11 protein-coding genes and 2 pseudogenes are annotated in these 18,034 nt (G+C 73.0%); 9 read left to right on the forward strand and 4 right to left on the reverse strand.

What is annotated here, in order from left to right; genetic code table 11:
* The first annotated feature begins 149 nt into the window (after positions 1–149).
* From ICC28_RS26090 to ICC28_RS26105, 4 genes are read left to right on the forward strand one after another with little or no spacing between them, the layout of a single operon-like run.
* Positions 150–2,879: a GNAT family N-acetyltransferase gene (locus ICC28_RS26090; protein ID WP_188291148.1), complete on the forward strand. Its 2,730-nt coding sequence runs from the start codon at positions 150–152 to the stop codon at positions 2,877–2,879.
* An 11-nt stretch (positions 2,880–2,890) separates the two neighbouring features.
* Positions 2,891–3,622 (forward strand): CBS domain-containing protein, encoded by a 732-nt coding sequence (locus ICC28_RS26095; RefSeq protein ID WP_188291149.1) that lies wholly within the window; start codon positions 2,891–2,893, stop codon positions 3,620–3,622.
* A 26-nt stretch (positions 3,623–3,648) separates the two neighbouring features.
* Entirely contained in the window at positions 3,649–4,152 is a 504-nt protein-coding gene (locus ICC28_RS26100; RefSeq protein ID WP_188291150.1) for a flavodoxin domain-containing protein, read from the forward strand.
* Between the two features lie 28 nt (positions 4,153–4,180).
* Positions 4,181–5,170, forward strand: coding sequence for an Acg family FMN-binding oxidoreductase (locus ICC28_RS26105; RefSeq protein ID WP_188291151.1), 990 nt, complete (start codon positions 4,181–4,183; stop codon positions 5,168–5,170).
* A 341-nt stretch (positions 5,171–5,511) separates the two neighbouring features.
* Here the strand turns inward: ICC28_RS26105 and ICC28_RS26110 are convergent.
* Positions 5,512–6,670, reverse strand: a pseudogene (locus ICC28_RS26110) (FAD-dependent monooxygenase).
* Positions 6,671–6,759: 89 nt separating this feature from the next.
* Between ICC28_RS26110 and ICC28_RS26115 the strand changes: the two are divergent.
* Complete coding sequence (locus tag ICC28_RS26115; protein WP_188291152.1) at positions 6,760–7,317, forward strand: TetR/AcrR family transcriptional regulator; 558 nt, start codon at positions 6,760–6,762, stop codon at positions 7,315–7,317.
* A 61-nt stretch (positions 7,318–7,378) separates the two neighbouring features.
* Here the strand turns inward: ICC28_RS26115 and ICC28_RS26120 are convergent.
* Both ICC28_RS26120 and ICC28_RS26125 read right to left on the reverse strand, forming a co-directional pair.
* A pseudogene (locus ICC28_RS26120) lies at positions 7,379–7,867 on the reverse strand (MFS transporter); the annotation flags it as partial.
* Positions 7,868–7,997: 130 nt separating this feature from the next.
* Positions 7,998–9,581 (reverse strand): PucR family transcriptional regulator, encoded by a 1,584-nt coding sequence (locus ICC28_RS26125; protein ID WP_188291154.1) that lies wholly within the window; start codon positions 9,579–9,581, stop codon positions 7,998–8,000.
* A gap of 296 nt (positions 9,582–9,877) precedes the next feature.
* On the opposite strand from ICC28_RS26125, the gene ICC28_RS26130 reads away from it, so the two are divergent.
* Entirely contained in the window at positions 9,878–12,805 is a 2,928-nt protein-coding gene (locus ICC28_RS26130) for an FAD-binding and (Fe-S)-binding domain-containing protein (RefSeq protein WP_188291155.1), read from the forward strand.
* 305 nt (positions 12,806–13,110) lie between these two features.
* Here ICC28_RS26130 and ICC28_RS26135 read toward each other — a convergent pair whose 3' ends face one another.
* Positions 13,111–13,860: a ferredoxin gene (locus ICC28_RS26135; protein WP_223189468.1), complete on the reverse strand. Its 750-nt coding sequence runs from the start codon at positions 13,858–13,860 to the stop codon at positions 13,111–13,113.
* Positions 13,861–14,169: 309 nt separating this feature from the next.
* On the opposite strand from ICC28_RS26135, the gene ICC28_RS26140 reads away from it, so the two are divergent.
* The 3 genes from ICC28_RS26140 (at position 14,170) to ICC28_RS26150 (ending at position 17,888) form a co-directional block, all read left to right on the forward strand.
* The gene (locus tag ICC28_RS26140; protein WP_223189512.1) at positions 14,170–15,759 is read left to right on the forward strand and encodes a PucR family transcriptional regulator; all 1,590 of its coding nucleotides are present in this window, start codon (positions 14,170–14,172) and stop codon (positions 15,757–15,759) included.
* 140 nt (positions 15,760–15,899) lie between these two features.
* Entirely contained in the window at positions 15,900–16,391 is a 492-nt protein-coding gene (locus tag ICC28_RS26145; protein WP_188291157.1) for a hypothetical protein, read from the forward strand.
* Between the two features lie 159 nt (positions 16,392–16,550).
* The gene (locus ICC28_RS26150) at positions 16,551–17,888 is read left to right on the forward strand and encodes an MFS transporter (protein ID WP_188291158.1); all 1,338 of its coding nucleotides are present in this window, start codon (positions 16,551–16,553) and stop codon (positions 17,886–17,888) included.
* Positions 17,889–18,034 lie beyond the last annotated feature (146 nt).

Below are 18,034 nucleotides of genomic sequence, written 5' to 3' on the forward strand. Positions count from 1 at the left end.
AGCGGCGCCGCTTCGGCGTGCCGTCCGCGCGCAGGCCGTCCCGGCACTGAGGGCCGACCGGCCCACCAGCCCCGCCCGGACAGCCCATGGGGCCGCCGTCCGTTCCGCTGGATCCTCGAAGTGACGAGAAGACGCGAAGGAGATCCGCGATGACGGACGACGTGCTCACCCGGCCCCCGGTCCACGCCCTGCTCGCGGACGGCACCATGGTGTGCATCCGCCCGGCGCGGCGCTCGGACCACGAACAACTCCACGGTCTGTACGAGGAGATGTCGCCGGAGAACCTGCGGCTGCGGTTCTTCGCCGCCAGCCGCCGGTCGGCCGCGCTGGCCGCCGACCGGGCCTGCGGGCCGGCGCGTCCCGGCTACCGGGCGCTGGTGGCCGAGATCGCGGACCGGATCATCGGCCTAGCCGAGTACGGCGTCACCGACTCGCAGGACACCGCCGAGTACGGCGTCACGGACGCGGAGCACACCGCCGAGATCTCCATCGCGGTCGCCGACGGCCTGCACCACCGCGGCGTCGGCACCCTCCTCGTCGAGCACCTGGTGTCGGCCGCCCGCGCCGAGGGCATCACGGCCTTCACCGCCGACGCGCTCAGTGAGAACCACGAGGTGCTGCGGCTCTTCGCCGACCTCGGCCTGCGCACCGCCCGCCGCTTCGACGGCCCCGAGGTGCGCTGCACCATCGCCCTCGACGAGAGCGACACCTACCTGACGGCCGTGGAGGAACGCGGCCGCGCCGCCGACGTCGCCAGCCTCCGCCCGCTGCTGCGGCCCGACACGGTCGCCGTCGTCGGCGCCGGACGCAAGGCGGGCTCCGTGGGCCGGGCGATCCTGCACCAACTGCACGCCGGCGACTACACCGGCCGCCTGTTCGCGGTGAACCCCGGCGCCCACGCCATCCTCGGAGTGCCGTCCTACCCGTCGGTCAGCGCCCTGCCCGCCACCCCCGACCTCGCCGTCCTGGCGGTGCCCGCGGCCGCGCTCGCGGACACCGCCGAGGAGTGCGGCAAGGCCGGCGTCCGCGCCCTCCTCGTCGTCTCCTCCGGCCTGGACGCCGCCCAGTCCGACGCCCTGCTCACCGCCTGCCGCGCCCACGGCATGCGCATGGTCGGCCCCAACTGCCTCGGCATCAGCAACACCGACCCGGCCCTGCGCCTCGACGCCACCTTCGCCGCCCGCCATCCGCGCCCCGGCACCGCGGGCATCGCCGTCCAGTCCGGCGGCGTCGGCATCGCCCTGCTCGACGGCCTGTCCCGGCTCGGCATCGGCGTCTCCTCCTTCGCCTCCCTCGGCGACAAGTACGACGTCAGCGGCAACGACATGCTCCAGTGGTGGGAGAGCGACGGCCGCACCGACCTCGCCCTGCTGCACCTGGAGTCCTTCGGCAACCCGCGCGCCTTCTCCCGTACCGCCCGCCGCGTCACCCGCCGCATGCCGGTGCTGACCGTCGACGCGGGCCGCACCGACGCCGGCCGCCGGGCCGCCGCCTCCCACACCGCGGCCGCCGCCACCCGCACCATGACCCGCGGAGCGCTGTTCACCCAGGCCGGCATCACCGCCACCCACTCCTGCGGCGAACTCCTCGAAACCGCCGCCCTGATGCACTCCCAGCCGCTGCCCGCCGGATCCCGGGTCGCCGTGGTCACCAACGCGGGCGGCGCCGGCGTCCTCGCCGCCGACGCCTGCGCCGAGGCCGGGCTCACCCTCCCCGCGCCCACCCCCGAACTCGTCGACGACCTGCTCGCCGTACTCCCCGCGGGCGCCGCCGTCGGCAACCCCGTCGACGCGACCGCCGCGGTGACGGAGGAACAGCTCACAGCCTGCGTGGACCGGATCATGAGGTACGGCGGGATCGACGCCGTCCTCGTGGCCCTGGTGCCCACCGCGGTCGCCGCGGCGACCGGCGACGACCTGATCCGGGCACTCACCCACGCCGCCCCCGGATCGCGCCCCAAGCCGGTCGCCGCGGTACGGCTCGAACAGGGCCTGCCCGTCGAACTGCTGCCCGCGGAGGGCGGCGGCACCGTCCCGGCGTACGCCGAACCCCAGGCCGCGGCCCGCGCCCTGGCCCACGCCGCCCGCCGCGCCGCCTGGCTCGCCCGGCCCGCCGGGACCGTCCCCGTCCTGGACGACGTCGACACCGCACGCGCCCACGCCGTGGTCGACACCTACCTCGAGGAGAACCCGGACGGCGGCTGGCTCGCCCCGCGCGTGTGCGCCGAGCTCCTCGACTGCTACGGCATCCCGCAACTGCCCTGGGCCTGGGCCGACACCGAGGACGACGCCGTCCTCGCCGCCGACCGGCTGCGCGGCGCCGACGGCCGGGTCGTCATGAAGGGCCACTGGCCCGGACTGCTGCACAAGAGCGCCCAGCACGCCGTCCACCTCGACCTGCGGGGCGACCACCAGGTCCGCGCCGCCTTCCGCGACCTGGAGACCCGGTTCGCCGGACTGCTCACCGGCGTGGTCCTCCAGCCGCTCGCCCCGCGCGGCACGGAACTGTTCGCCGGTGTCGTCCAGGACGAGGTCTTCGGACCGCTGGTGCTCTTCGGCCTCGGCGGCACCGCCACCGAGGTCCTCTCCGACCACGCCGCCCGGCTGGCCCCGCTCACCGACCACGACGTACACGACCTGATCACGGCCCCGCGCTGCGCCCCCCTGCTGTTCGGCGCGCACGGCGGCGGCCCGGTCGACCTCACCGGCCTCGAACGCCTGCTGCTGCGGCTGTCCCGCATGGCGAGCGACCTGCCGCAGCTCGCCGAGGCCGACTTCAACCCCGTTCTCGCGACACCGGGCGGAGTCACTGTGCTCGATGCGCGCGTACGCCTGCTGCCCCGCAGGCCCCAGGACCCGTATCTGCGCAGGCTCCGCTAGGAGGGACAGACATGAAGCACAACAAGGTGGGCTCCGTGATGACCACGGAGGTCGTCCGCGCCGAGTACGGCACTCCGTTCAAGGAAGTGGCCCGGCTGCTCGGTGACCACCACATCAGCGGACTGCCGGTGGTCGACGAGGACGAACAGGTCATCGGCGTCATCTCCGAGACGGACCTGCTGCTGCGGCAGGCCGCTACCCCCGACCCCTACGAGCCGCGCAAGCGCTCCTGGTTCGCCGGCCTGACCCGGGCTGGCCGGACCCGGGCCGCCAAGGTCAGGGCCCGCACCGCCGGCCAGCTGATGACCGAACCGCCCATCACCGTGCACGCCGACGACACCATCGTCGAGGCCGCCCGGATCATGGCGCAGAACCGCGTCGAACGCCTGCCCGTCCTCGACGAGGAGAACCGGCTCGTCGGCATCGTCACCCGCCGCGACCTGCTGCAGGTCTTCCTGCGGCCCGACGCGGAGATCCGCGCCGAGGTCGTCGACGAGGTGCTGGTGCGGGCGCTGTGGCTGACCCCGCGCGCGGTGGACGTCTCGGTCACCGAGGGCGTCGTCACGCTCACGGGACAGATGGAACGCAAGAGCGAGACGGAGATCGCCGTCTCCATGACCCGGCAGATCGACGGTGTGGTCGCCGTCGTCGACCGGCTCACCCACCGGCTGGACGACTCCCGGCTCCAGCCCGACGAGCAGGCCCTGCACGGCGTGGCCGACGACTGGCTGCGCAGGCTGTGACAGGCCCCTGAAAGGAGGCGTCCGCCATGACCGCCAAGGTACTGGTCGCCTACGGGAGCACCAACGGATCGACCGCACAGATCGCCGAGGCCGTGGCCGCGGTCCTGCGCAAGGAGGGCTGCACCGCCGAGGCGCTGCCCGCCGCAGCCGTCGTCCGGCTCACGGACTACGACGCCGTCGTGGTGGGCGGCGGCCTGTACGCCGGCCGCTGGCACCGGGACGCCCGCCGCTTCCTGCGCCGCCACGGCACCGCCCTGGCCGGACGTCCGCTGTACGTGTTCAGCAGCGGCCCGCTCGACCCCTCGGCCTCGGAACGGGACATCCCGCCCGTTCCCGGGCTGCGGCGGGCCATGGACCGGCTGAACGCACGCGGGCACGCGACCTTCGGCGGCTGCCTGGAGGAGGGCGCGAAGGGCCGGATCGCCCGGATGATCGTGCGCAACGGAAAGGGCGGCGACTTCCGGGACTTCGGCCGGATCGAGGAATGGGCGGCCCAGGTCGCCGAGGAAGTGGCGGGGAAGCAGGACTGACCCCGCCGTCACGAAGGGTGGATGCCTGATGTCCCTGCCGTACGCGAACGCCGGCCGCGCGGCTCACCATCTGACCCGCGCGGCCGTGCTCGCGCCCTCGCCGCACAACAGCCAGCCCTGGTTCTTCGCCGAGGAGGGCCGCGACCAGGGCTTCGAGATCCATCTGGACCGGGGCCGGCGGATGATCCTCACCGACCCGGCGGGCCGCGAGGCGGTCATCGCCTGCGGCGCCGCCCTGTTCAACGTACGGATCGCCGTACGGCACCTCGGCTTCCGCCCGGCCGTCACGCTCCTGCCGGACTCCCGCGACTCCGGCTTCCTGGCCCAGGTGGGCTACGCCGCCCATGCCGCGGCCACCGCCGACGAGGCCCGTCTGGCCCGCGCGATACCCCTGCGCCACACCCACCGCGGCCCGTTCGGCACCGAACCGCTGCCCGACACGCTCCTCGCCGAACTGCGCGGCCACGCCCGGGCGGAGGGCGCCGACCTCCAGATCATCGACGAACCCGAAGGGCTCGACTTCCTCGCCGGAATGGTCCGCGCCGCGGAGAACGTGCACCGCGCGGACTACGGGCACACCGCCGAACTGGCCCGGTCCGTGGGCCCCTACGGGGTCCCCGTGGACGCCTGCCGGCACCACCCGGACCGGACGTTCCTGCCCAGCCGCGACTACCTGGGCCTCGCCCGGCGGATCTCCCTGCCGGCCCGGCGCAGGTGGCGCGCATCGGGCACCGCCGTCGTCCTGACCACCCTGCGCGACGACCGCGCCGACTGGCTGCGCGCAGGCCAGGCCCTCCAGCGGATGCTGCTGCACGCGGCCACCTGCGAGGTCATGGCCGCCTTCCACACCCAGCCCCTCGAACTGCCCGAACTGCGCACCGAGTTGCGCACCCACCTGGCCGCCCACCGCTTCCCGCAGGTGATCCTGCGCCTCGGCCGCACGACCGAGTCATGGCAGGCGCCCCGCCGTTCACCGGCCGAGGTGCTGGTGGGAGGGCGGGTGCTGGCGGGGCGGTGACGCGGACTGGCCTGCAAGGGGCGTTCCAGGGCCGTGGCGTCGGAGGAGGTGTCGTGCGCCTCGATCACCGGCAGGAGCCGGCGGCGGGCGCACGCGATCCGCAGGGCTGCTCCCTGCGGGTAGCCGCCGCGTCTGCTGAGGGCCACGCCTACGACCAACTGCGCGGATGGCTGCGCAAGCGAGGCATCCGGCATCGCATCCCCCGCAAGGGCATCGGGTCCTGCACCCGGCTCGGCCGACACCGCCGGACGATCGAGCCCACGAAGTCCTGGCCGGGAGGCTGCCGTCGACTGCACCACCCTTCCCCCGACCCATCAGGCCCGTTGCCGTCCGGGGTGGCGTCAGCCCAGGCTCGGCGGAGTCCAGTCGGCGTGCCGCAGGACGGCCCGGACGGTCACGCCGGACGGGGCCAGCCGGAGTGCCGTATTGCGCAGGGACACGGCAAGAGGGTGCGAGAGTTGCTGGCCCATCCGGCCGGCCCGGCGTGCCGCCCGGGCCACTGCCTGGCTGCGCAGGCGGCGTTCGGCGTCGTAGCGGGTCAGCGCTGACTCGACCGTGGGCCCGGTGGCGAGCGCGGCGGCCGGCGTGGCCGCATCCTCCAGGGCCTGGCAGGCGCCCTGGCCGAGGTTCGGGGTCATGGCGTGTGCCGCGTCCCCGAGCAGCGCGACCCGGCCGTCGGTGAAGGCGGGCAGGTGCGTCGCCAACTCGCGGATGTCGTGATGCAGGACCGTGTCCGGGCGGGTCGCGTCCAGCAGCGCGGGGATCGGATCGTGCCAGCCGCCGAACCGACGGCGCATCGCGGCAAGAGCGTCCGTATACCGCGTACCGGGCGGCGAGTTGAGCACCGCGTGCCACTCGGCCCGACCATCGGTGAAGGCGATGTGGCCGAACTCGGCGCCCCTGCCCCAGGTCAGTTCGAAGTCGGTGCGCAACGGCACCGGACGCTCGGTGACGGCACGCAGGACCGTCGATCCGCTGTGGACCGGGCCCGGGTGGCCGGGGAACAACTGGCCGCGCAGTCGACTGTCGACCCCGTCGGCCGCCACGACCAGGTCGGGCGTCGAGGACACCCTCCCCGACCGGCACTCGCACCCGGCCGGGCTCCGAGCGGTCGACGGACATCACCTCGGCCCCGATGACCAGACACTCGGCAGGGAGCGCCTCGCGCAGCAGGCGGTGCAGCACCGCCCGGGGGATGCCGACGATCGGCGTGCCCAACCTGCGCTCCAGTACGGTCCCGTTCATCCGGGCCAGCCATCCACCGCCGGGCGTGCGGGTGCCCCCGGTGTACTGGGGGCGAGCGGCCGCGCGTACCGCTGCGCCGACGCCCAGGACGTCCAGGGCGCGGATGCCGTTGGCGTGCAGGGAGATGCCCGCGCCCACGTCAGCCAGGACCCGAGCACGCTCGACGACCGTCACCTCCCAGCCGATCCGACGCAGGCCGATCGCCGCGGCCAGCCCGCCGATGCCGCCTCCGACCACCACCGCACTGCCGCCCATGCCCAGCCCCTCTCCAGCCGCCCCGCCGCACGGTTTCTACAGATGTAGAAGGAGGGTAGCCCCGGCTTCTGCAGGTGTAGAAATGGGGGGTGCCCGACGACCGACGTACCGTCCTTGCCGACACGGCCATCACAGTGCTCGCCGAGACCGGAATGCGAGGCCTGACCCACCGCGCGGTGGACCGGGCGGCGGGCCTGCCGCCCGGCACCACCTCCGCCTACTACCGCACCCGCCAGGCGCTGCTCACCGCACTCGTCCGACGCCTGGTCGCCCTCGACCAGGCGGAACTTGAGGAGGTCGGGAGCCGGACACCGGTACCGCGGAGCGCCGAAGAACTGGTGGCCGGGATCGCCGCCTTCCTCGCGCAACGGCTCACGGGGGAGGGGCGGCGACGTTCCCTCGCGCGCTACGCGTGCGCCATCGAGAGCGTCCATCACCCCGAACTGCGGGAGATCCTCGTGCCGCGGGAGAACGTCGGGCGACGGGTCGTACACGCCTTCCTGACCGCGCAAGGCGTCGCGGACGCCGAGACCCGTACCGTCACACTGCTGACGTGCATGGACGGACTGGTCTTCGACCGTCTGGTGAGCGGCGGAAGCGTGTCCGACACAGAGATCCGTGGACTGGTGGCGGCGGCGCTGCGATGACCCGCCACGAGGCGGGAAACGACCTACGACAGCGTGGGGTACCTGTCACCCGCACCAGCGCTCACTTGCTCTCCTCCGCAGTGGCTGCCGCGCTCTCGGGCAGTTCCCGGACGCGCCGCACTCCGGACGCGAGAACCCACAGGACACTCAGGACCGCGCTGACCGTGCCGACCCACAGGGCGGGCCGCAGGCCGAGGACCGTGCCGAGCGCGCCGGCCAGTACCGCGCCGATCGGGCGCACTCCGAAGTTGGCGGTCTGCACCACGCCCATCACGCGGGAGCGCAGCGTGGGCGGGATGACGGCGATCAGATAACTGTTGGTGGAAGAGTCCAGGACCGCGCCCCCGCAGCCGGCGCCGAAGTGCGCAGCGGCCAGCGTCGCGATCACGAACGGTGCCGGGCCGTCGGCCAGGGGGACCAGCACCATGGGCAGGCTGAGGCCCAGGAAGCCGGTCACGACGGCCGGGCCGATGCCGATCCGCCGGACCACGCGCGGCGCGGCATAGGCACCGGCCGGCCCGCCGAGCCCGTACACGGCGAATACCGCTCCTGTCGCGGCGGGGCGACAGCGCGCCGACCGTCGAGCTGCCGTTCACGCACCCCCACACGCACACGCCACGCTGCGCTGCCGCATCGGCACGTGATCGAACCCGTCTGCGGGCGCGGCACGGACCGCGGAGTCAGTGCTGCAGTCGCAGCCGGAGCCAGAGCAGCAGTGCCTCGTCGGGGTCCTTGAGGTCGATGCCGAACAGCTCACCCGCGCGCTTGATGCGATAGCGCAGGGTGTTGGGGTGCACGTACATCTCGGCCGCCGCCCGCGCGCTGTCGCCCAGGCAGCGCAGGTAGGCGTAGACGGTGCTCGTGTACTCCGTGCCGTTGAGCGCGTCGTGCTCCCGCATCGCCTCCAGCCCCACCGGCCGCACCTCGTCGAAGGCGTCCAGATCCGCACGCAGCCGCAGGAAGAAGGACTCCGCGCGCACTTCCTGGAAGTCCGCGACGGCGTGGTCCTGGCCGCGGTGGGCCAGCACGCCCAGCGCGGTGTCCGCCTCCTGGCGTGAGCGCTGCACTGCCGACAGGGTGGCCGCATGGCCGCCGATCCCGGCCCGCAGGCGCACCCCCAGCATGACCCGGATGCGCTCCAGGACGCTGCTCGCCAGTGCGCCGCCCACCGCACCGGCCGTGGACGGGTCGGCGGGCAGCAGTGTGTAGACCACCCCGTCGAGTTGAACGGTGCTCGCCCTGAAGTGCTGGACCTGCGCGTACCCGGTGATCAGTTCGATGATGTGGGCCATCTCGGGTTCGCTGACGTCGCTCTCCGTCTCGGCGTGCTCGAAGGCGGCCACGACGAAGCCGGGGCCGGGGGAGCCGAGGGCACCGGTGTGGGGGAGGTCCTCGCCCAGGAGGGCGCCGCGCAGTGCCTGTTCACGGGCTCTGCGAGCCAGGTCACGGGAGTTGCGGTGCCGCAGCAGACGCAGGGCCGCGAGGTCCGCGGCGTCCTGGAGTGTCCGTTCCCCCTCCGGCCCCAGGCTGTCGTCGGCGTCGATGACCCAGAGGGACCCCAGCACGACGCGGCCGGCCAGGATGCCGACGGCGACGCGGGGCAGGGTGCCGTGCCCGGTGAACCGTACGGGGCAGGGCCGTTGCCGTAGACGTGGGTCGGCGTGCACGGCCCGGAAAGCCTGGGGGACCTCCCGGCCGAGAATCCCCTGGCGCCGTGCCTCGTCCGTGGGCTGACCGGAGATGGTGGAGTAGGCGATGATCCGGTAACGATCGTCCATGATCGCCACCGCGCCGTGCAGCTGGGCGGCGGTCGCGTTGGCGAGGTCGAACAGGTCGTCCCACTCCCCGTCGCCGCCCGCCGGGCCGTGTCCGGACCGAGTGGCGAGAACCGCGGAGAGAAGACCGTCGAGGTGGCGCCAGTTGACTTCGTCGTCCGCCGCGAGCAGAGCGATGCCCTGCTCGCGCGCGAGCGAGCGCAGCCCGGCCGGGTCCTTGCCGTGAAGTTTGACGACCAGGGCGGTGTACCCGGCCTCGGCGGCCACGGTGAGGGCAGCTTCCGCTTCCGGGGAGTCGGGGCCTGCACCGATGGCGAACAGCATCGTCCGCGGGACCGCGCCGATGGGGTGGGGCGGGTCGAGGATCTCCAGCTCGTCCACCGGGACATCGAGGCCGAAGGGGGCCTCCAGCGGCGTCAGCAGGGTGTCGCCCACCGCGTCCAGCAAAGAGGTGAGGGTCGCCGAGGCCGACGCTTCCGCTCGGGACATGCTCACTCCTGCCGGGCGTTCGCCTTTGTGTAATTCCCTCATTCAACTCCCCGCTCTTGAGTGAACTCAACATGGCAGCGGTGAAGTCCCGGAGACAGACTCGAAGGAACCGCAGCCCGCCCCGCGATGACCGTCGTCGCCGTCCTTCTCGTCTTCGTCGGCCATGCCGCCATGCGGTGCTCGGCGCCTGCGTCCGTCGCACCGCGGCAGCGCCGGGCCGCGCGTCTCCGTGGCGCGGCGTCTGCCGTACGGCGGGTCGCGGGTCGCGGGTCGCCGAGGATCTCAGGAGAGTCGACATGAAGAAACTGGCTCGGCTGCGCGCCGCGCTTCCCGCCCGCCGAGAGGCCGGGGAAGCGGACGGCGGCGGCCCCGTCGGCACCCCGCAGTGGCTGCGTGACGGACTGGCGGCGCTGGTCGGCGCGGAGCAGGTGCTCTCCCGTCCCACCGATCTCGCACGGTACGCCTCCGACGCGAGCCCGTACCGCTATGTGCCCCGCGTGGTCGTGACGGCCCGTCACGCGACGGATGTCGCGGCCGTCCTGGGCTTCGCCTCCCGTCACGGCCTGCCGGTGACCTTCCGTGCCGCGGGAACCAGCCTGAACGGACAGTCCCAGGGGGCGGGCATCCTGGTCGACGTGCGTCGACACTTCGCCGGAGCCGTGGTCGAGGAGGACGGCCGGGTGCTGCGCTCCCGTCCCGGAACCGTGATCGCGCGGGCCAACGCGCAACTCGCCCGGCACGGCCGGATGCTCGGCCCGGACCCGGCCAGCAGCGCCGCCGCCACCGTCGGCGGTGTCGTCGCCAACAACGCCAGCGGCATGTCGTGCGGAGTGGTGCACAACGCGTATCACACGGTGCGATCCCTGCGTGTCGTGCTCGCCTCGGGCACCGTCGTCGACACCGCCGCTCCCGACGCCGACGAACGCCTCGCGAGCGCGGAGCCCGCCCTGGTGCGCGAACTCATGGCCATCAAGAAGGAACTTGAGGCCGATCCGGAGCTGTGCGACCGCATCAGGTCCAAGTTCTCCATCAAGAACACCAACGGCTATCGCCTGGACGCCTTTCTGAACGCCGACACCCCCGCGGCGATCCTGCGCGGGCTCATGGTCGGCTCCCAGGGCACCCTCGGCTTCCTCGACGAGATCGTGTTCGACACCGTGCCCTTCGGCCGCCACCACGCCACCGCGCTGCTGCGCCTGCCGGGTCTGAACGAGGCAGCCGCCCTCGTCCCGGCCCTGGTCGAGGCCGGTGCCCATGCCGTCGAACTCCTCGACGCCCCCTCGCTGCGCTCCACCTCCACCGTGTCGGGAGCGCCCGGCTGGCTCGCCGAACTCGCCGAGGACGCGGAGGACGCCGCCCTGCTGGTGGAGTTCCGGGCCGCCGACCTCGACGACCTCCAAGCCCGGCAGGAGCGCGCCGAGGCGGTGCTCGCGGCCTCACCCGTCCCCGTGGTGGGGGAGTTCACCCGGGACGCGGCCACCGCCGGCGCGTACTGGCGGGTCCGCAAGGGCCTGCTCACCGCCGTCGGCAGCACCCGCCCGCCGGGCACCGTGCTGCTCGTGGAGGACGTCTGCGTCCCCCCGCACCGGGTCGCCGACGCCGCCCGCGACCTGTTCCAGCTCCTGCAGTCCCACGGCTTCGCCTCACCCATCGCCGGGCACGCCTCCGCCGGGAACCTGCACTTCCCGCTCATGCTCGACCCCTCCTCGCCCGAGGCCGTCAGCCGCTACCGCACCTGCATGCAGGATCTCGCCGACCTGGTGCTGAACACCTACGGAGGCGCGCTCAAGGGCGAACACGGCACCGGACGCAACATGACGCCGTTCGTGGTCCAGGAGTGGGGCGGCGTCGCCGTCGGACTCATGTGGCGGCTCAAGATCGCCCTCGATCCGCACGGCATCCTCAACCCGGGCGTGATCCTGGACGACGACCCGGACGCCAACGTCCGCAACCTCAAGACCCTGCCCGCGGTCGACGCGGCCCTGGACCCGTGCATCGAGTGCGGCTTCTGCGAACCGGCCTGCCCCAGCCGCGATCTGACCACCACTCCCCGCCAACGCATCGTGCTCCAGCGGGAGATGGCCCGTCACCGCGCCGACTCCCCGCTCGTGCTCTCCCTCACCCAGGACTACGCCTACGACGCTGTGGACACCTGCGCCGGGGATGCGAGCTGCGCGGTGAGCTGTCCCGTCGACATCGACACCGGTGCCGCGATGAAGAAGCTGCGGCATGCCCAGCACGGCCCCTTCGCCGAGCGCGCCGCCACCTGGGCCGCACGGCACTTCGCGGCTTTGGAGGGGGGCGCCCGACTCGCCGTCGGCGTCGCCCGGCGCACCGCCGACGTCGTCGGTGACGCGCCGCTGCGTGCCGTCACGTCCGCGGCTCGTGCCGTCCTCGGCACCGAGCAGTTCCCCGCCTGGCTGCCGGAGGTGCCGGAAGCCGCCCCGAAAGGTCTGCCCGCCACGCGGCGGGCCGGGGCGCACGCCGTCTACGTGCCCGCCTGCGTCAACCGCATCTTCGGCGTGCCCGCGGGCCAGAGTGGCCCGACGGTGGTCCAGGCCCTCGTCACGCTCGCGGAGCGGGCCGGCAAACCGATGTGGATCCCCGCGGACGTGGCGGGCACCTGCTGCGGCACCATCTGGCACAGCAAGGGGTACGAGGGCGGGCACGACGCCATGGCGGCGGTGCTCGTGGAGCGGCTGTGGCGATGGAGCGACGAAGGGCGGCTGCCGATCGTCATGGACGCCTCCTCCTGCTCACTCGGTGCCCTGCGCGACGTGGTGCCCCGCCTGAGCCCCGCCGACCGGCACCGCCACAGCGGGCTGACCATCCACGACGCCGTCGACTGGGCCCAGCGGGAGCTGCTGCCGCATCTCACGGTCACCGCACGGGTCCCCACGGCTGTGGTTCACACCACCTGCTCGATGCATCAGACCGACCACGGATCGGCGTTGAAGACCGTGGCGCAGGCGGTCGCCGACACCGTCGGCCAGCCGATCGACGAGTCCTGCTGCGGGTTCGCCGGCGACCGCGGCTTCCTGCACCGGGAACTGACGGAGAGTGCCGGCGCACCCGAGGCGCACGAGGTCAGGCAGCTCGACGCACAAGCCCATCTCAGCGCGAACCGCACCTGCGAGATCGGCCTCCACCACGCCAGCGGCGAGGCCTACACCTCGGTCATCCAGCAGCTGGAGCGAGCCACCCGGCCGCCCGTGACGCGCTGACACCGACGCGGCGAGCAGCATTCTCTGCCGGGGACGGACAGGGAAGCCCAGGGAAGCCCGCAGCGGCGCCCCCCTGGCGGTACGCACGCTGAGGTCCGCCGCGTCGCCTCGGTGAAGGGCCGGGCATCGACCAGGACGGAGGCCGTGGGCGCAGGCGTCGAGGTGAAGGACGCCGGGCCGCCGGTCATCGGAAGGCCGACCGCCGATGCCGTTCGGTACGGCCACCCGGAGCGCCGTCTGCGGCGGCGCCCGCAAGTGCCCGGCGGCACAGCCTCCGAGCAGGGACGGACATCCCCTCGGGGGCGTCACCGGCCGGAGCGGATTCCCTCGACGCGCAGGGCCAGTGTCGGGCACCGGCGTGCCGCGGCCTGCGCCCGGGCCGCCAGATAGGGGGGAATGGGACTGGTGGAGACGAACGGATAGCCGTCCGGTCCGATCCGGATCAGTTCCGGCACCATGCCCGCGCACAACCCGTGTCCGTCACACAGTGTCCAGTCCACCCCGAACCGGTCGTCCGTCCCCGCCCCCGCCCGACGGACCGCACGCCACACCGGCACCACCACGACGGCCAGCAGGCAAGCGCCGTAGCCGGCCGTCACCCACGGGCTCGACTCCGGCTGCCCGGCCTTCAGACCGTGCACCAAGGACGAGCACCATCCCAGGTAGGCGACGCCGTGCAGCAACCGCCACCGTCCGGGATGCCGCCGGGCGACGAACGCGCTGCGCGCCGCGCCCGTCACCGCCGCCGCCACCATCAGCCAGAGGGCCAGCGCACCGAGCCCGGCCAGGAATCGCTGGTGCGGGTCGGCGAACGGCACCACGGCCGCGGGCGCTGCTCGGCCGTACTCGATCTTCGCGATGACATGCAGGGCGAGCGAGCCGATTCCCAGCACCCCCGTCGCCCGGTGCGCCGCCTGTGCCATCAGCCGGTGACGAGGTGTCAGAACCTGTCGCCCGACGGAGACCTGCCCCCACACCACCGCGCCGGTGAAGGACACGAGGGCGATGCCACCGCACCAGAGGTCGGCGAAGCCGAGCAGCGTGTGGAAGGGCAAGAGGGGCCTCCGGGCCAGACGGAGCGACCATGTCCCGGCAGAGCGGACATGTCCCGAGTACGAGGGGAGCCGGTCCGGACGAGGCGGGAGGCGTGGGGAGGAACTCTCCCCGCCGGGCCGGTGATCAACCGAGATCGTCGGCGCCGACCGCGCACGGTCCGACGACGCCGATCCGATCTCCCACGGCAGTGAGCATGCGCCGCGGCACGGATGAGCGGCAATGTCGGGACCTACACACGTGGTCACCCGCTGATGTAAGTTCCGCCATCCACATGTGATCTCCGGGTGAGAGGGAGGCGCGTGACCGCAATGCTCCTGGAACAGCTCGTCGAGGCTCTGCAGGACGACGTCGTCAGCGTGCTGTCGGAGGGGAGTGCGGCCGAGCCGAGAGTCGCCGGTGTCGAACTGCTGGACTCGCACGAGGTCGTGCGGGCGACCGCGACCGGGCACCTTCTGCTCGGGGTCGGCGTGGACCTCGCGGACGCCGCCGCCCTCGACGCCGCCCTGCGGACGGCGGCGGACACGTCCTGCGCGCTCGCCGTCAAGTGCGAGGTCCCCGTCCCGGACGACCTGCTGGCCCGTATCCGCCCCAGCGGGGTCCCCGTGCTGGCGGTCAATCCACGGATGCCGTGGACTCGTGTCCAACGCCTGGTCACCACGGTCATGGCGGCGGGCGCGGCGGACTCAGAACCCGGCGGCCCGCCCACGGGGGGCGATCTGTTCTCCCTGGCCAACGCGGTGGCCGGCATCGTCGGCGGAGCCGTCGCCATCATGGACACCCAGCAGGTCGTCGTCGCCTACTCCAACCTGCCCGACCAACCCATCGACGAGACCCGCCGGAGCGGCATCCTGGGCCGCCGGGTGCCCGAGGACGCGATCGCCGACCACCTGGACCGGAAGGTGTGGACGAGCGACACGGTCGTCGGCCACAAGCGGCCCGGCAGCCTGCCGCGACTGGCCGTGGTCATCCGGGCGGGCGAGGACGTCCTCGGCTCCCTGTGGGTGGTGTTCCCCGACGACGCCCCGCTCCCGGAGTGCGGTGCCACCCTGCAGGAGGCGGCCCGGGTCGCGGCACTGCACATGCTGGCCCTGCGCCGCCAGGCGGACGCGGAGCAGGAGAGCCGTGACCGCGCGCTGCGTTCCGTGCTGGAGGGCCGGGCAGAGCAGAGCGGCCTCCCCGACAGCGTCCGCCTCCCCGGCGTCCTGGTCGGGATGAGCGAGGTCGTGCAGTCGACGGCCGACGAGGACTCCGACCCCGGTGCCGCGGCCCGGCGGCGGGCCGCGCTGCTGCGCCTGGTGGACCTCGCCGTCCTCGACGGCCGTTCGCTCGGCTACGAACCGGCGGCCGCCCTGCTCGGCGACCGCGTGTACGTCCTGCTGCCGACCGCCGGTTCCGGGCCCGTGTCCACCGGAGTCCTCCTCGACCACCTCCTGGACCGGGCCCGGCACAGTCTGCATCGCTCGTTCGTCGCGGTCAGCTCACCCTCCGTCGGCGCCCTGTCCCCACTGCTCCGGGCCCGCCGCGACCTCGACGCGGCTCTGGACCACCTGCGGGAGCAGGGGGCCGATCCGGGCGCCTACCGCACCGAGGACCTGCGGCCGGAACTGGTACTGCGGCGGCTCGTCGGTTCCGTGCGCGCCGACGCCGAACTGCGCACCGGCATCGGCGAACGCCTGCGGGCGTACGACTGCGAGCACAACACCGAGTACGTGGCGACCCTCGCGGCATACCTACGGCACTTCGGGGACGTCGCCGCGGCCAGCAGCGAGCTCCACATCCACCAGAACACCCTGCGACTGCGGCTTCGACGAGCCGAACAGCTGTTTGGGGTAGCGCTCGCCGACCCGACCCGGCGCCTGCTGCTGACGCTGGAGTTGGCCGCATTGCCCCAGCCGTAGTGTCGGCCCGTACAGTGCCCCGCCCTTCTTCATGGCGGTCTCGACATTGGCGGTCGGGTGTTCCCCCGCCCATGCTCCTGGACATCGAGGCACGCTTCCCCCCAGAGGCGGCGCCCGTGAAGCAACCGAGGAGCACAGCAGTGACCGTTCTGGACGCCTGGGCGCGCACGACGAAGCCCGCGGGCATGACCGAGGCGGAGGGGCGGGCGCGGCTCGAACGCGCCGCGCGCTACCGCGTCTTCGGCCATCCGGGCCGGCCCGAGATGGTCTTCCACCACATCACCGTGCGGGCGCCGGGCGAGGACGGACCCCTGTTGACCCACCCGCTCGACGGATCCACCCTGGCCGACCCCGGCGAGCGGAGCTCGATGATCCCGCGCCACCACGGTCTCCATGTGCCCGGCCCGGCACTGGCCGCAGCGTCCCCGGCACCGCGGCCTCTGCAGCGGGCCCGCGCGATGCGGCTCACCGCCCAGTGGTCCGGTGAGCCACTGATGCCGGTGACCCACGACGCGGCCGCGCGCTCGACCGAGGAATCCTCCCGGACGGGCGACCGCACACAGGCAGGCCGAACCAGCTTCACCACGGTGCGCCGTCGCAACGACCGAACCACCCCCGACCACGCCGTCTGACCCCTCCCCGCGCCCCGCCACGCCCCACCCCGGGCCCCCGCACAGGCACCCCCCACCCTCTGTCCCCCCACCCTCTGTCCCCACCCCCTCTCTCCCCACCTCCTCCGCTCACCTTCCCGCCCCGGGCCGACGATGACCCGACGACGAATCGGACGTGCCATGTCCCAACCCGCAACGGCAACCGGCCGCCAGCAGCGCACGGTCGCACTCGCCGCCATGGCAGGCACCACCATCGAGTGGTACGACTTCTTCATCTACGCCCTGAGCACCGGCCTGGTCTTCAACCAGCTGTTCTTCCAGGGCTTCGGCGAAGACTCGATGCTCATCGCCTTCGCCACCATCGGCGTCAGCTTCTTCTTCCGGCCGGTCGGCGCGGCTCTCGCCGGCCACCTCGGTGACCGGCTCGGCCGCCGCGCCATGCTGATCGCTGCCCTGCTGCTGATGGACGCCGCCACGACCCTCATCGGCCTGGTGCCGACCCAGGACTCCATCGGCGTGGCCGCCCCGATCATCCTCGTCTTCCTGCGCATCCTGCAGGGCCTGTCGGCCGGCGGCGAGTGGGGCGGGGCCGCCCTGATCGCGGTGGAGCACGCTCCCACCGGCAAGCGCGGCCGATTCGGCGCCTTCCCCCAGCTCGGTGCCCCCCTCGGCCTGCTCCTGGCCAACGGCGTCCTCGCCCTCATCACCGCCCTCACCACGGACGACCAGTTCCTGGCCTGGGGCTGGCGCATCCCCTTCCTGCTGAGCGTCGGTCTCGTCGCCGTGGGCCTCGTCATCCGCCACAAGGTCGAGGAGAGCCCGGTCTACCAGGAGTTGAAGAAGACCGGCAACGCCGCGAAGACCCCGCTCGCCGCCCTGTTCCAGAACCACTGGCCGCTCGTCATCGGTGGGGCCCTGCTCTTCGCCGCCAACAACGCCGTCGGCTACATGACCGCCGGCGGCTACATCCAGGCCTACTCAGTCAACCAACTCAAGATCGACAAGACGACGATCCTGATCTGTGTCATGGTCGCCGCGGTCATCTGGCTGACCAGCACCATGGTCGGCGGCATCCTGTCGGACAGGATCGGCCGCATCCGCGTCTACCAGATCGGCTTCGTCATCCAACTCGCCTGGATGTTCCCCTTCTTCGGCCTGCTCAACACGGCCCACACCGGCTACATCGTCCTGGCCCTGATCCTCTACAGCGTCGGTCTTGGCCTGACCTACGGCCCGCAGTCCGCCCTGTTCTCCGAGATGTACCCGACGGCCGTCCGCTACAGCGGCGCCGCGCTGTCGTACGCCATCGGTGCCGTCCTCGGCGGTGCCTTCGCCCCGATGATCGCCGAGGCCCTGGAGACCAGCACCGGCACCATCTACTCGGTCGCGGTCTACCTCGCCGCCGTCACCGTCGTGGGCCTCGTCACCTCCTTCTTCGTACAGGAGCGCAAGGACGTGCCACTCGGCGACACCGCGACCGACCACAAGGACGACGAACAGGCCACCGTCAACGCCTGAGCCGCTTCCGCTCTGACCTCGCTCAAGCCGGCCAACGCGCCCAACCGCGACGCGGACACCTCCGACGCACCGCTGTTCACGAAGGACGTGGTGCACGGCCCGCATCCTGCGACTGCTGACGTGCACCTACGGGTGTGGCGGTCCCG

It is taken from the genome of Streptomyces sp. TRM68416 (assembly GCF_014596915.1).
Classification (GTDB): Bacteria; Actinomycetota; Actinomycetes; order Streptomycetales; family Streptomycetaceae; genus Streptomyces.